Here is a 13,569-nt window from a genome sequence, read left to right as displayed (position 1 = left end):
CCCTTTTTGTATGCAAAAATCCCATTAATAGATTACCACTTGGATAATCCATCAACAGGATTTAGTGTAGAGCCTAAAAGAGAGAGGGATGGATTATGTTCACCCCCCTTTCTTTTTAATTTGGCTACTGCTATGGCCATAACCAAGTAAGCGCTTTCGATAGTACTTCCTAATATTAAATTAGGGGAGGTTGGCTACTGTGGCAAAAAGAACGAATAAAGAACAGCAATTAATGAATTACTTACTTAATAAACGAAACTATATTCCTTCTAAAGAGATTGCGGATGCCATCCATAGCTCGCCAAAGACTGTGTATCGGCTCATTAAGAAAATTAATGCTGGTAGTTCAGGTGGTGAATTGATTAGTTCCCGTCGTGGGCTTGGGTACCGACTGAGATATACCAATTACCTATCGCAAAATATGAATCTAAAAGAAGAATCATTAGGAGAGTTAACATCCGTAGAACGACGGTATCACATTTTAAGACAACTGTTGGTGACCTCACCAGAAAAGCATAAGATTCAAGATACTTTTGGCAGTTTTTATATTAGTGAATCAGTGATTTCATCTGATATTCGAATTATCAGACAGATGATTCAAAAGTATCACTTAGTATTGCATCGTCGAAGCGATTATTTATGGGTAACCGGCAATGAAAAAGATATCCGAACGGTAATTAATGAGTTGTTAATTGGCGATGATGATATTAGTATTGGCCATTTTTTAAAGAGTAACGATAACATCCATCAGACTGATGCTTCTTTTATTACTCGGCAAATTAACCTTATCGAAAGCCAGCTAAATTCAACTATTCCTTATCCATACGATGTCAATCTCTTTTCGCACCTATATATTTTGGTCGAGCGTTATCACCGTGTTGGTTCGCTTATTTCTAGTGGCAATGTTGTGGAGGACAGATTAAAGCGGGCGGAAAAGGAAAGCCCAAAGATTATTAGTGCTCTGCGACAAGTGATTAATAATGTTAGCAATTATTTGCATACTGAAATACCGAACTCAGAAATTTTCAATCTTTATCAATACCTTAATTCATCTCGCCTAGAAGGAAAGAATACCGACAATAATCATGGGATAGGAACTGTTAATGAAAGGGAAATGGCAGTTACCCGTATGTTGATTGATGAAGTCACTGCCACACATCGTTTACAAATCAATCGTGATGCGTTGTATTGCAGTTTAGTTAAACATATGAAACCGTTACTGAATCGTTTAGCAAATGGGATTAAAATCAAGAACTCTTTATTAGAGCAGATTAAGTTGGAGTACCCAACTCTTTTTAACAGTGTGAGTCAAGCATCTGCTAAGGTAAGTCAGAAATTTAGCTTATCAACGATAGATGAAGATGAAAGTGGCTTTATCACGGTGTACTTTGCACAGGCAATAGAGCAAATGCAACGGACGATAAACACCGTGATTGTCTGTACTACAGGGCTGGGCACTGCCCAATTACTGAAAACCAAGATTAGCAATCGGTTCCCGGAGCTCAATATTATCAAAACAACAGCAGTGACTGACCTTTCTGAAACGGTAGCTAACGAGAAAGATATCCAATTGATTATTTCAACTTTGAAATTGCCAGAGATAGCTGGTGTTCCTGAATTGATATGCAGTGCTTTATTTTCGGATGAAGACCAAGACCGGCTAAGTAAACTCATCAGTCAAATTAAAAATGGATATTAGTAAAATGGCCATTGCAATCGTCAGTCAACTGTAAGCGTTATCAAAAAATAAAAATACAATATAGTTGTAAGCAAGAAGGAAACATTAATGACTATCAAGATAGTTGCTGCAGCTGAAGTCTTCTTACTTACCATTGAGTAATTTGCATAAAAAGAGGTATTTCTGGTGAAGATTCACGTTAGCTGGGAACAGTACGAAACGGATGAGCAGGAAGTGCTGCTCTTTCAATTGGCTGATAGCTTGCAGAAAGCGAGGGTTATTGTCAATAAAAAAAGTTTCGTGTACGAGGTTATTAAGCGTGAACAAATGGCCTCCACAATAATAGCCAGTAACTTGGCAATTCCACATATACGTTCGATAGACGTCCTTCAGCCCAGAATTGAAGTGGTGAAATTATCAGCGCCGTTGAAAGACTGGGAAGGACACCAGGGGATTAATCGTTTGGTTTTTGCCCTCGTGCCACTAAAGATGTCAGCGAATGATCAACGTGAGTGTATGCAATTCTTTGTAAACTTAGGTAAATGTGAAGTGCTCAATTTGTTTAGTCGTGGCAGTCAGAAAGATCTAAAAGACTATTTAAGAGGAAGAGGTGATTCCAATAATGGATCAAACGGATGTTAAAAATGTCGTTAGCATTTTACCAGTCTTTGGAATCGATGCGAGTGATAAGGATGAAGCGATAACACAGATGATTAAGGCACTCAAACATCGAGACTATATTACTGATGAAGTTGGTTTCAAGAAAGATATTTACCACCGCGAGAAGGAGATGGCCACATATATTGGCCATAAAATTGGATTGCCTCACTCCCAAAGTAAGTATGTCACTCATCCTACAGTTGTCGTTGGGCGACTTAATAAGCCAATTATTTGGAGTAATGATGATCAAGTGACGCTGATTTTTATGATTGCCGTTCCTCGTGAAGCACGTGGAAATTTGCATCTAAAGATTTTGGCAAACCTTTCAAGAATGCTGATTCACGACGACTTTAGGGAAACACTCGCAACAGCTTCACCTGAGCAAGTGGTTGCGATGATGGATCGTCACATGGTGAGGAGTAATGTAAATGGCTAAAAAACAGCATAAGTTCTGGGCCGCGGTTCAGAAACATTTAATGACTGCGACCGGATACATGATTCCATTCGTTGTCGCCGATGGGGTGATTTATGCCGTTTCGGTTATGATGACCGGACAGGCAGCTGCCCCAAAACCGTCCGATGGGTGGATTTATCAAATTAGTTTAATTGGTAGCGCCGGCCTGGCACTGTTTATTCCAGCGCTTGGTGGATATCTGGCTTACAGTATGGCAGGCCGGGCAGCAATTGGTCCCGGCTTTATCACCGCCTATCTAGCAGTTCAGGTTCATACAGGATTTATCGGCGGGATTCTTGGTGGTCTTTTTGCCGGATGGACGGTAATGTGCCTGAAGAAAATCCCGATTTCAGAGCATTATAAAGTTTTAGGAAGTATTTTCCTTTACCCATTAGTTGGGACACTAATTCCAGCATGCATTGTTTTGCTTATAATCGGTGATCCTGTTGCCTCCTTTATGGCTTGGTTAACAAGTACGCTAAAGTCTATGGGTGGTATGGCTCGGGCTCCATTGGGAGCAATCATGGGTGCCATGATTGGTGTAGATATGGGTGGCCCAATTAATAAGGTCGCATGTACCTTTGCACAAACACAAGTCAACACCCTACCGTTCTTGATGGGGATTATGGGTCCCGCAGTTGCTACTCCACCGATTGGACTTGGTTTAGCAACGCTGCTCTTCCGGAAGAAGTTTGCACCGGAAGAACGTAACTCTGGTTTAGCGGCAATTTTAATGGGTTGCTGTGGAATTACTGAAGGGGCTATTCCGTTTGCAACGGCTGATCCATTGCGAGTAATTCCAGCCAACACACTTGGTTCATTGGTTGCTGGTGCGTTCTCAGCTTACATGGGCGTAGTTAGTCACGCTCCATGGGGTGGGTTAATTACATTGCCAGTTGTTGGTGGACGAGTTTGGTACGTAGTTGCTGTTATTCTTGGATCCCTCGTCACGGCTGTGATTGTTGGACTAACCAAGAAGGATTATGTTCCAACAAAGAAGTCCGATGACGATGAGGATATTGATTTGGATATTACGACATTCTAAAAAGGTGATTTGAATGAATATTGTCGGAATTACATCATGCCCTAGTGGCGTTGCTCACACGTACATGGCTGCTGAAGCTTTAGAGCAAGCGGCCAAAGCACAAGGCCTCAACATTAAGGTGGAAACACAGGGCTCCGGAGGTACAGAAAACACCCTTAGTGCTGCTGATATCGAAAAAGCAGATTTTGTGATTCTGTCCAATGATACTGAACTTTCTGGTACCAATCGTTTTAAGGGAAAGAAAGTTGTTCAGTTGAGTACAACGCAAATGATTGCCAAGTCAGGTGCACTGATGAAGAAGTTACAATCAATGGCTAAGTAAACACATTAAAGAGGGAAAAAGAACAATGACAGAGACAAATGATTTATCGATTAAACAAACTGTTACTAATATGCTGAAACTTCAGGATGAGGGGCGTCGTTCAACCCTTATTGGGATTGGCCCAATGTCTCCGAACCTGCTGGAGGCAACGTTTGAACTTGGTCGTGACTATGACTTTCCATTAATGTTTATTGCTAGCCGGAACCAAGTTGATAAAGATGATCTTGGCGGTGGTTACGTCAATGGTTGGAACCAAGAAACCTTTACTCGCGACATCAAAGCGGTAGCTGACAAGACGGGATTTAAAGGTTTGTACTATGTTTGTCGTGATCATGGTGGTCCATGGCAACGTGACGAAGAGCGGAACGCTCACTTGCCAGTAGATGAAGCGATGGCAAAGGCCAAGGAATCATACTTATCAGACATTGAAAATGGGTTTGACCTATTAATGATTGATCCGACTAAAAACCCTTATGAAATGGGTAAAGTCATTGATATGGACAAGAACTTAAAGTGGACTTTTGAGCTAATTCAGTATTGCGAAAACGAACGGAAGAAACGTGGTCTTCCTGAAATTGGTTACGAAGTTGGTACAGAGGAAACTAATGGTGGATTAACCACGACTGATCGTTACGAGACCTTCGTACAGAAGTTGAAGGCAAAATTAGATGAAAATGGTTTACCAATGCCGACTTTCATTGTTGGACAAACGGGGACGCTAACTCGCCTTGGTGAGCAGGTTGGTCACTGGAACCTGAAGAATACTCTGGAATTGACTGCGATGGCGAAGAAGTATGGTGTTGGTCTGAAGGAACACAATGCTGATTACTTGAGTGATTATCAGCTGTTGCTTCATAATCCGGCTAACATTACGGCGTCTAATGTTGCTCCACAATACGGAACAGCTGAAACAGAGGCTTATGTAACCCTCTACAATGTTGAACAACGTCTTCATAAAGATGGATTGGTTGATGATCCTTCAAACCTGAAGCCAGTCTTGATTGACCGTGCCGTGCGTACTGAACGTTGGCGCAAGTGGATGGAAGGTGACGATGTTAACCTGAAGGTTGAAGATGTTTTGGCTAATGACAAGCTGAAGGAAGAAATTCTTCACCTTGGTGGGCACTATGCTTTCAATAATCCTGATGTTAAGAAGGAAATTGCTAAGATGACTAAGAATCTGGAAGCTAACTACATTGATGTTCATGGTTTTGTTATCGAATCAATTAAGCGGCCAATTCGGCAGTATATTCAGTCGTTAAATCTTACAGGATTAACGACCGCTGTACGAGAAATGGGCAAGGAAGTTTTTACCGAAAATAAATAATGTACGTTAAAAGGCTGGTGAGTATGTTGTCTCGCCAGCCTTTTGATTTAGTTGTTAATTAGCTAATAAGTGACTTTGATGCAAGAGATCTTTTAATTCATTTTTTGTTGTTGAAGCAATAATCATTTTTAACCACTTTTTATCAGAAGCAAATTTAAGCATGACTTCGAGAAATGGAACCTGCAGTTTGGCATCAATAGGAGCTAATGTAATAACAATGTGAATTAATTGGCCACCAACGCTAGTGAATGGCTGTTTGAAGAGGTTAAAGCCGATTCCAAGTCTATTTACTCCGTCTGCTGGACCACCGTGTGCGAGCATAATGCCATTGCCGATAATCATGTAGTCACCGTGCTTAACCGTGGATTGAATAATTTTGCTAGTGTAGGAATGGCTAATTGCATCGTCATTCTCCAGTGGTTGAAATGATTGCTGAATTGCTGCGCGCCAGGTAGTTGAATTTGCAAATAGTTGCAAATATTGCTGGTTAATACCAAGAAATTTTTCTTTATTGGGATAGTTCATATTGACACTTTTTGCAGAGAGGAGAAAATCCGACAGGGCCTGCTTCAGCTGCTGAGGATGTTCAATTCGTGCGTATTCTGCGATAACGTCAATTAAAGATTCAATATTAATTCGCGACGCGTTTTCTTTAGATAAGACATTAATTTCAATCAGAAAACGTTGAATGGTCTGCCAATCAGCCTTTGAAGGCATTGCTTGGATTTGAATGTGGGGGACCTTTCGATCATATCTAATGGGTAGTGTACTAATAATACCTGCCACGTTACTCCAATTAACATTTTCGAGTTCGAGTGTATTAAATGGTCGCCGAAAGTTTACAGAAGGATAAACGTTTTTAAGCTGACTGAATAATAGGTGTGAGGTACCAATTCCACTAGAGCAGACTACAAGAATTTCATTTTTGACGATCTTGTGGTGCTGGTTACGGAGCGCGCTCCCGAAATAGATTGAGATAAGGGAAACTTCATCATCTGAGAGTTTGGTACCAAGATATTTTTCCAGTGGTGAGACAGATAATTTAGTTAGTTGGAATGTTTCCTGATAATTGGTGGTTATTTCGTTAAGCAACGGGTTGTGGTATTGAATATGATATTTACACCGATAATAAGTTGGTACTAAATGGACCGTTAAGTTCTCAATAAGTTTGTTGATGTTAATTGATAAGGAAGCATTAGCAGAGAGGATCCAGAGATGCACAATCTGCTTAGCGATGGGACGCAACTTGTTCATCATTGGGTTATCACGATCAATATAGGAAAATTGGTTTGCGTTGACGATCTCGCTTAAATAATTTATTTCAGCTGAATTATTGATTTTGATACCCTTCAAAAATCGCGTAGCCCACATATTAGACAGTGAATATGTCATGTCAACATCACTATCAGTTACACGTAAGTGGTATCGTTTAACGGTTAGTCTAAACGTATACCAGTCCAGATAATGTAGTAACGAACGAAAAGCATTACCAGTAAGGGTGCTTCCCGTAATTTTTTCAAATTGTTTAAGCTGTTGTTCAATGTAAGAATGATGTTGGCCAAAGTTGGGAAGGTTGATAAATCTAAGGACTGTTGGTAAATGAGATAGTACCCAGCTGCGTTTGAGCATTTCAGAACCAGCAATAGCTTTTCCACGTGGGGTGTTAATCATGGTAAGACCTTCTGGGAGGTTGGCCTTTACATAACGAATGTCGCTGAGAATTGTATTTTTACTTACGCCATATAGTTGCTGCAGTGAGGAAATAACAGGAAAATAATCGCTGATCATCAGGAAGGTATCGATAATTTGTCGTTCATTATTTCGTGGCGTTTTTTTTAGCTGAATACTAATTTTAGATAAAGGTCCATCTGTAGGATTGTTGTGTTGCAACACCTGACTTGTTTTGTCAGACAGGAAATAACCAGTTGGACGAATATAGGAAATGGGATCGAGGCCAGCAGCGGATAGTTCGCTGTTGACCTTTTTAATTGTATAAAAAAGGGATCTTCGCGAAATTTCTAACTTATCTGCTAAAGATTGTGAATCTGTAAACTTGACTGCTGATTCACAAAGGACAGTGAGTAAGTCGTTGCCATGACGACTTTTGCTAAAATTGATCATCATATTAGCTCCTTATTAAGTGCACATTTTTTGCACTCATCCACAAGATATTATTGCGCTTGTGTACTTTTTTGTAAATACCTATACTGCAAGGCGAAAAGACATGGGAATGAGGTGATTCGGAGATGTCTTTAATCGATCCGAATTTGATCCAAGTCAATATTCAAGCAAATGGTTGGGAAGATGCTGTTAATAAAGCCGTTCAACCACTTGTGGAACATAACAAGGTAACGGATCAATATCCAAAACGGATCATTGAAATCGCAAAGGAAACGGGTCCTTATATTGTGATTGCCCCTCATGTTGCACTACCTCACGCCAGCTCAAAGGATGGTGTGTTGGAAGATGCTATTGGTTTAACAGTTCTTAAAGAACCAGTCGAATTTGGCAACAAAGCTAATGATCCGGTCAAGTATCTCTTTACTCTTAGCTCTGTTAAACCAGAGGGACATTTAGACCAAATGGCGGAGCTCGTGAAGGTTTTACAAAAGAAAGACCTTTATCAGCAACTAGATCAAGCTAATGACCCGCAACAGGTAGATAACATTGTAAATCATTAGGAAAGGAAGTTTTAGTTATGGCTAGCGCATTAGTAACTTGTCGGAATGGTATGGGGACCAGCACAATGATGACGGTGCAGGTTCGGAACGTTGCCTCAAAGAATGGGTGGGATCTTGATGTTTCACACTCCAGCCTCGATGGTGTTGGCAGCTTTAACGGTGACGTTGTAATTGCATTAAATGACGTGGCTGACGATCTCAAGAAAGAATATCCTAACAAGAAAGTTATTGGTATTACTAATATGATGGATGCTAATGAGATTGAAGAAAAGCTTAAGCCAATTATGGAAGGCTAAGGGGGAGATGTAGACATGAAATTTGTCGTTGCATTACTTAGCAACCCGGCAATTTTACTGGGTTTAGTTGCATGTATCGGTTTAATCGCTCAAAAAGGGAAAACGGCAACTGACGTTGTAAAGGGTACTATCAAGACGATTGTTGGTTTTGCTATTTTCCAAGGCGGTGGTGCGATGATCACTGCTTCCCTTCAGAACTTTAACAAACTGTTTCAAAAGGGGTTTCATATTCATGGGGTTATTGCTGCTCCGGAGGCAGCGACTGCGGCTGCCCAAACCCATTATGGGTTGGTTGTTTCCGTTGTATTAATTCTCGGCTTTGTCTTTAACCTGATTTTTGCGCGTATTACTCCATTTAAAAATATCTTCTTTACCGGCGGACATAGTTTATTCTTTGCCTGTGTTTTAGGATTAATCTTAAAGTCATATGGTATGAACGATTTTTGGGCTTGTCTCTTAGGTGGTGCCATTCTAGGGTTTTTCTCAGGAGCCCTTCCGGAGCTTTGTCAGCCGTTTATGCGTAGGATTACCGGCGGGGATCAGCAAGCGATCGGTCACTTTAACATGATCGGTTATGCTTTGGCCGGTTGTGTTGGCTTATTGTTCAAGAAGCATGCGGATGAAACCACCGAAAATATTCATTTTCCAAAGTTTCTGTCGTTATTCAAAGACTTTATTATTGGCGTTGCCGTCCTGATGCTGATTCTGTTCTATGCCGCAACGCTTGCCGCTGGTGAGGTTTATACTATGAAGGTTTCCGGTGGTATTCAGTGGCTTGTTTTCCCGTTGCTACAAGCTATTTCCTTTACAGCCGGCATGAGTATCCTGATGTATGGTGTTGGGATGTTCCTGGAAGAATTAACAAATGCCTTTGTTTCTATCTCAACTAAGTTTATTCCTGGTTCTCGTCCAGCGCTGGACGTACCAACCATTTTCCCATATGCACCAACTGCAATTCTTGTAGGGTTTATTAGCTCATACACTGCAGGGTTGATTGCAATTGTTATTATGTTAGCGTTGCACTTCTCGACTGTTATTATTCCAGCTGCTCACATTTGTTTCTTCTCGGGTGGTGCTTCGGCAATTTTCGGTAACTCTACCGGCGGTTGGCGGGGAGCTATTGCTGGCTCGTTTGTAATGGGGTTGCTGTTAGCGTTCCTGCCGCTTGTTCTGATGCCAACATTCCAACACATGGGAATCAATGGTTCTACTTTCCCAAATGTGGACTACAACGTGATTGGGATCTTCTTGAAGGGTGTCTTGAACCTATTCTAGTTGAAAGAGGTTTATTATGATTCAGAAAATTAATACTGAAAAGAAAATGGCAGATTATAATCTCATGTCTGTGGTCCGTGCCACGCCGGAACGTACCCTAGAAATCGCTAGGGCCTGTCATGATGGTGGCGTGAAGATGATTGAGATTAGCTTTACTGTTCCCACTGCTATTAAGTCCATTGAATTGGTAAAAAGGGAATTACCGGATGTGATTATTTGTGCCGGGACAGTTCTTGATGCGACAACTGCTCGACTGGCCATTCTTCATGGTGCAGATGCAATCTTGTCACCACAGTTTGATGCTGGTGTGGCAAAGTTGGCGAACCTTTACCAAATCCCATACTGTCCGGGGTGTCATACGGTAACAGAAATGACCACGGCATTAAAAGCCGGCGCATCTTATATCAAATTCTTCCCAGGATCCGCGGTCGATGGACCAAAATTGATCAAGACAGCTGTGACGCCAACGCCGTTTATGCCTGTGCTGGCATCTGGTGGGATTAACTTTGATAATTTCTATGACTTTCTGGATGCCGGGGCTGATATTACCTGTTTTGGTGGTCTATTAGCGAATGGTGATGCAGAAACGATTAAGAAACATGCAACAAAGTTAAGCCAAATGTTGGCTGATTATCGCGATCGACATTAAGTACGGGGCACAGTTTTGATACTAGGCCTCTCCACCCAAGGTAGCTTATGTCGTTGAACTCAGAAACTAGCAGTCCTAACCGAGTAATTTGGTTAAGACTGCTTTTTATGCAATTAAGAACTAATGACGTAAAAAGCTGGCGAGTAGCAAAACTCGTCAGCTTTTATGTTGTTAATCTTTACCAATAATTTGCATACTGTGACTAACTCCTAGGCGAGTTGCCCCAGCATCAATCATGGCTTGAGCTTCTTTAGCGGTATGGATACCGCCTGAAGCCTTCACAGCAGTTGATGTCCCATGAACAGCAGCTGCCATTAATTTGACGGCGTGCACTGTTGCACCACCGGTTGAAAAGCCGGTGGAAGTTTTAACAAAGTCCGCACCAGTCTTGGCCACAATTTTTGCTGCGTTAGTAATCTCCTCGTCAGTTAGCAGGCAAGTTTCAATGATGACTTTAACTACCTTGTTTGCAGCGTGGCCAGCATCCACAACTGCTTGAATATCTGCTTCTACCTTGTCTTCATGGGCAGATTTCAGCTCGCCGATGTTCATCACCATATCGAGTTCGTCAACGCCGTTAGAAATGGCGTCTTCAGCTTCAGCTGCCTTAATTTTAGTGGTGTTAGCACCAAGCGGAAAACCAATCACACAGGCCGTTTTAACATCAGTGCCAGCTAACATCTGGTGAACTTTGGACACCCAGTAGGGATTAATCATTACTGTATGAAAGTGATTGTCAATTGCTTGTTGAGCAACTATTTCAACCTGTTTTTCAGTGGCATCGGGTGCCAACAGCGTATGGTCAATATATTGATTAAATTGCATATTATTCCCTTCTCTTTGAATGTTGTACAACTGATTTAATCACTTCATTAAAAGCAATGAAAATACAGTTATAGTGATAATATTTTTATTTTGCAATGCGCCGGCGTACTTGCCGGCGTTTTTGTGTTGACGTAAATCGCTGAAGAACGTTGTACTTTCATAGTATATAACTTTTTAGGTGTAAGCGGATAAGGTCGATGGGGTTACTTTTGCAATTTTAAATATAACTTTTTAGCAATTTATTAGTAAGCGTTTTCTTGGTATTGTTATACCCGTAAGGAGGTTTAACGATGATAGATCTATCAGAGAAAGAGAAAACTGTCCTTATATTATTGCTCAACGCTGAAGAGGCGCTATCAGTGGATGAATTGACTGAAAAATTATCTATTTCCAAAAGGTCCGTTTATTCAGTGATCGCAAAGCTTAACAAAAAGTTATTAGCTAACGGTATTGCACCGTTGCAAAACGTGAGAGGGGTTGGGTACCACCTAATAGATGATAGTCGTTCACGCTTAGTGAAATTGAATCTTCAGAATAATTATCAACCACGGTTAAAAGCTGGTGATCGTGAGCAGTTAATCATTTGGGAACTATTTTTAAAAGATCGACCAGTCACCATTCATTATTTAGAGCAAAAGACGGCTCATTCCCGTAGCACGATATTGAAAGATATTCATCATGTCAGAGCATTGCTTAAAGGTGTTGGGATTAAGCTGGCTGGTAGTCGTAATGGCTACGACTTAGTTGGTGACGAGCTGACGATCAGAAATTATGTTTTTAAAAATATTGATTTTCAAAGACTAATAACTTTTTTTCAACAAACCAATCCTGGTTCATTGATTTGGCGTCAATACGAGAAGACTTCTGAGTGGTTAACACTAGTTCAGAAATTCCTTCACCACTATTTTTCTTATGAAAGCTTTTTAAATATTAGTTTTTTCTATAGCGGCGTTACGAATCGCTTACAACAAGGCTTACGACTGAGCACTAACAGTTTTCCGAGCAATGATTTTATTAAAAATCAAATGCACGACCAACCTGAATTTGAGTTTGCACGCGATTTGATTCACGAGATTATTCAAGGGAGTTTCCCAGAAGAAACATATTATCTCGAAGGCTTGTTGCTAGGAAGTCCAACTGTTTCAACACGCAAACACCAAGGTGAAAATGACATTGATCGGAAAATTCGTCGAGCCACCATCAAGGTTATTGATACATTCAAAAATTTGGACCAAGTTAAGTTCCAAGATGAACAAAAGCTCCAGTCTAAGTTATTCCAACATTTGATTGCAACATTTTATCGTGTGGAATACCACCGTCAGTACAAAGATGAAGTTGCAGGGAAGTTGAAAAAGCAGTATCGGCAAATTTACCTATACACTAGGCTTTCGTTAAAGCCTTTTGAGGACTTACTTTCTGAGCCATTAAACGATGACGAAGTTGGGTTAATCAGTATGTATTTTGGTGCAGAACTTTATCACCAACGAGTACAGAAACAATCAGCTTTGTTAGTTTGTTCTGCAGGGCTGGGAACGTCCTACCTTTTGAAATCACAACTTGAGACGATGATTCCTGAACTGATGCAAGTGGGTCCAATAACTAAACGTGATTATGAAGAATTATCAGAAGTGGGGCAGGATATTGTCATTTCGACGGTTCCGGTTCCCACACTCAATAAACCGGTAATTAAGGTTGACTCCATATTGTCAGATAACGATTTATTAATTTTGAAGAAGAAATTGATTCGCAATCATATTATTCCCACAGGCGTTAGCCAAAATTTGTCTGCAATATTGGAAGTTGTTCAAGCTAATACAAAAATTACTAATTACCAGGACTTGGTTACTGGAATTCAGGAAGTTTTAACACCAAGTGTTCGATTTAGGCATAAAGGAGAGTATGGACCATTGTTAAGCGAATTACTTACAGATAAGACAATTCAAGTCGGAGTTTCTAGTTCAGGCATGACTTGGGAGCAAGCAATTACAAAGGCTGCTCAGCCCTTGATTGATTTAGGGAAAGTTAAACAACGTTACGTTGATGACATTATTTCTAACGTTCACGAGAATGGCCCCTACATCAACATTGCCGATAAGATTGCGTTGGCACACGCTCAACCAAGCCCAGATGTTCTTCAAGTTGGGATGTCGTTGTTACTTCTGGATGGTACTGTTAACCTGGTTGACGACAAACATAAGATTCAGCTGATTGTGGTTTTAGCCGCTAAAGATTCCAGCTCTCATTTGAGGGCATTAGCAGAGTTAACTCAGATACTTGGGGATGAAAATAAGGTCAAACAGATTCTAAATGCAAAGTCAGTCGATTCAATTACGCAATTAATTAGGGATGGTGAATAA

At 40.7% G+C, this 13,569-nt stretch carries 13 protein-coding genes; 11 read left to right on the top strand and 2 right to left on the bottom strand.

What is annotated here, in order from left to right; translation table 11 throughout:
- Positions 1 to 199: 199 nt before the first annotated feature.
- The 6 genes from Q0E49_RS02225 (at position 200) to Q0E49_RS02200 (ending at position 5,486) form a co-directional block, all read left to right on the top strand.
- Positions 200 to 1,699, top strand: a complete 1,500-nt coding sequence (locus Q0E49_RS02225; RefSeq protein WP_295746255.1) for a PRD domain-containing protein — start codon at positions 200 to 202, stop codon at positions 1,697 to 1,699.
- Between the two features lie 165 nt (positions 1,700 to 1,864).
- A complete protein-coding gene (locus Q0E49_RS02220) occupies positions 1,865 to 2,320 on the top strand; it encodes a PTS sugar transporter subunit IIA (protein WP_295746253.1) in 456 nt (151 codons plus the stop codon).
- Positions 2,301 to 2,774, top strand: a complete 474-nt coding sequence (locus Q0E49_RS02215) for a PTS sugar transporter subunit IIA (RefSeq protein ID WP_295746251.1) — start codon at positions 2,301 to 2,303, stop codon at positions 2,772 to 2,774. The genes Q0E49_RS02220 and Q0E49_RS02215 overlap by 20 nt, the downstream gene beginning before the upstream one ends.
- Positions 2,767 to 3,837: a fructose-specific PTS transporter subunit EIIC gene (locus Q0E49_RS02210; RefSeq protein ID WP_295746249.1), complete on the top strand. Its 1,071-nt coding sequence runs from the start codon at positions 2,767 to 2,769 to the stop codon at positions 3,835 to 3,837. Before Q0E49_RS02215 ends, Q0E49_RS02210 begins: the two co-directional genes overlap by 8 nt.
- A gap of 13 nt (positions 3,838 to 3,850) precedes the next feature.
- Positions 3,851 to 4,159, top strand: coding sequence for a PTS fructose-like transporter subunit IIB (locus tag Q0E49_RS02205; RefSeq protein WP_295746247.1), 309 nt, complete (start codon positions 3,851 to 3,853; stop codon positions 4,157 to 4,159).
- Positions 4,160 to 4,184: 25 nt separating this feature from the next.
- The gene (locus Q0E49_RS02200) at positions 4,185 to 5,486 is read left to right on the top strand and encodes a class II D-tagatose-bisphosphate aldolase, non-catalytic subunit (RefSeq protein WP_295746245.1); all 1,302 of its coding nucleotides are present in this window, start codon (positions 4,185 to 4,187) and stop codon (positions 5,484 to 5,486) included.
- Positions 5,487 to 5,540: 54 nt separating this feature from the next.
- Here Q0E49_RS02200 and Q0E49_RS02195 read toward each other — a convergent pair whose 3' ends face one another.
- Positions 5,541 to 7,607, bottom strand: coding sequence for a PRD domain-containing protein (locus tag Q0E49_RS02195; protein WP_295746243.1), 2,067 nt, complete (start codon positions 7,605 to 7,607; stop codon positions 5,541 to 5,543).
- Positions 7,608 to 7,732: 125 nt separating this feature from the next.
- On the opposite strand from Q0E49_RS02195, the gene Q0E49_RS02190 reads away from it, so the two are divergent.
- From Q0E49_RS02190 to Q0E49_RS02175, 4 genes are read left to right on the top strand one after another with little or no spacing between them, the layout of a single operon-like run.
- Entirely contained in the window at positions 7,733 to 8,167 is a 435-nt protein-coding gene (locus tag Q0E49_RS02190; protein ID WP_295746241.1) for a PTS sugar transporter subunit IIA, read from the top strand.
- Positions 8,168 to 8,184: 17 nt separating this feature from the next.
- Complete coding sequence (locus Q0E49_RS02185) at positions 8,185 to 8,463, top strand: PTS sugar transporter subunit IIB (protein ID WP_102279865.1); 279 nt, start codon at positions 8,185 to 8,187, stop codon at positions 8,461 to 8,463.
- Between the two features lie 15 nt (positions 8,464 to 8,478).
- Entirely contained in the window at positions 8,479 to 9,738 is a 1,260-nt protein-coding gene (locus tag Q0E49_RS02180; RefSeq protein ID WP_295746237.1) for a PTS ascorbate transporter subunit IIC, read from the top strand.
- Between the two features lie 16 nt (positions 9,739 to 9,754).
- Positions 9,755 to 10,387, top strand: a complete 633-nt coding sequence (locus Q0E49_RS02175) for a ketohydroxyglutarate aldolase (protein ID WP_295746236.1) — start codon at positions 9,755 to 9,757, stop codon at positions 10,385 to 10,387.
- A 171-nt stretch (positions 10,388 to 10,558) separates the two neighbouring features.
- Here Q0E49_RS02175 and deoC read toward each other — a convergent pair whose 3' ends face one another.
- On the bottom strand, positions 10,559 to 11,212 hold the full coding sequence (gene deoC, locus Q0E49_RS02170; RefSeq protein WP_295746234.1) for a deoxyribose-phosphate aldolase: 654 nt from the start codon (positions 11,210 to 11,212) through the stop codon (positions 10,559 to 10,561).
- 290 nt (positions 11,213 to 11,502) lie between these two features.
- Here deoC and Q0E49_RS02165 point away from each other — a divergent pair, with 290 nt between their 5' ends.
- Complete coding sequence (locus tag Q0E49_RS02165) at positions 11,503 to 13,569, top strand: BglG family transcription antiterminator (RefSeq protein WP_295746233.1); 2,067 nt, start codon at positions 11,503 to 11,505, stop codon at positions 13,567 to 13,569.

The sequence above is a fragment of the uncultured Limosilactobacillus sp. genome, assembly GCF_934202235.1.
In the GTDB taxonomy this organism is placed as follows: Bacteria; Bacillota; Bacilli; order Lactobacillales; family Lactobacillaceae; genus Limosilactobacillus.
This window is presented reverse-complemented; position numbering and strand designations above follow the sequence as displayed.

Coding starts and splice junctions, on each gene's coding strand:
- Q0E49_RS02175 (WP_295746236.1), top strand. CDS start 9,755: ATGATTCAGAAAATTAATACTGAAAAGAAAATGGCAGATTATAATCTC.
- deoC (WP_295746234.1), bottom strand. CDS start 11,212: ATGCAATTTAATCAATATATTGACCATACGCTGTTGGCACCCGATGCC.
- Q0E49_RS02165 (WP_295746233.1), top strand. CDS start 11,503: ATGATAGATCTATCAGAGAAAGAGAAAACTGTCCTTATATTATTGCTC.
- Q0E49_RS02185 (WP_102279865.1), top strand. CDS start 8,185: ATGGCTAGCGCATTAGTAACTTGTCGGAATGGTATGGGGACCAGCACA.
- Q0E49_RS02205 (WP_295746247.1), top strand. CDS start 3,851: ATGAATATTGTCGGAATTACATCATGCCCTAGTGGCGTTGCTCACACG.
- Q0E49_RS02215 (WP_295746251.1), top strand. CDS start 2,301: ATGGATCAAACGGATGTTAAAAATGTCGTTAGCATTTTACCAGTCTTT.
- Q0E49_RS02180 (WP_295746237.1), top strand. CDS start 8,479: ATGAAATTTGTCGTTGCATTACTTAGCAACCCGGCAATTTTACTGGGT.
- Q0E49_RS02200 (WP_295746245.1), top strand. CDS start 4,185: ATGACAGAGACAAATGATTTATCGATTAAACAAACTGTTACTAATATG.
- Q0E49_RS02195 (WP_295746243.1), bottom strand. CDS start 7,607: ATGATCAATTTTAGCAAAAGTCGTCATGGCAACGACTTACTCACTGTC.
- Q0E49_RS02190 (WP_295746241.1), top strand. CDS start 7,733: ATGTCTTTAATCGATCCGAATTTGATCCAAGTCAATATTCAAGCAAAT.
- Q0E49_RS02210 (WP_295746249.1), top strand. CDS start 2,767: ATGGCTAAAAAACAGCATAAGTTCTGGGCCGCGGTTCAGAAACATTTA.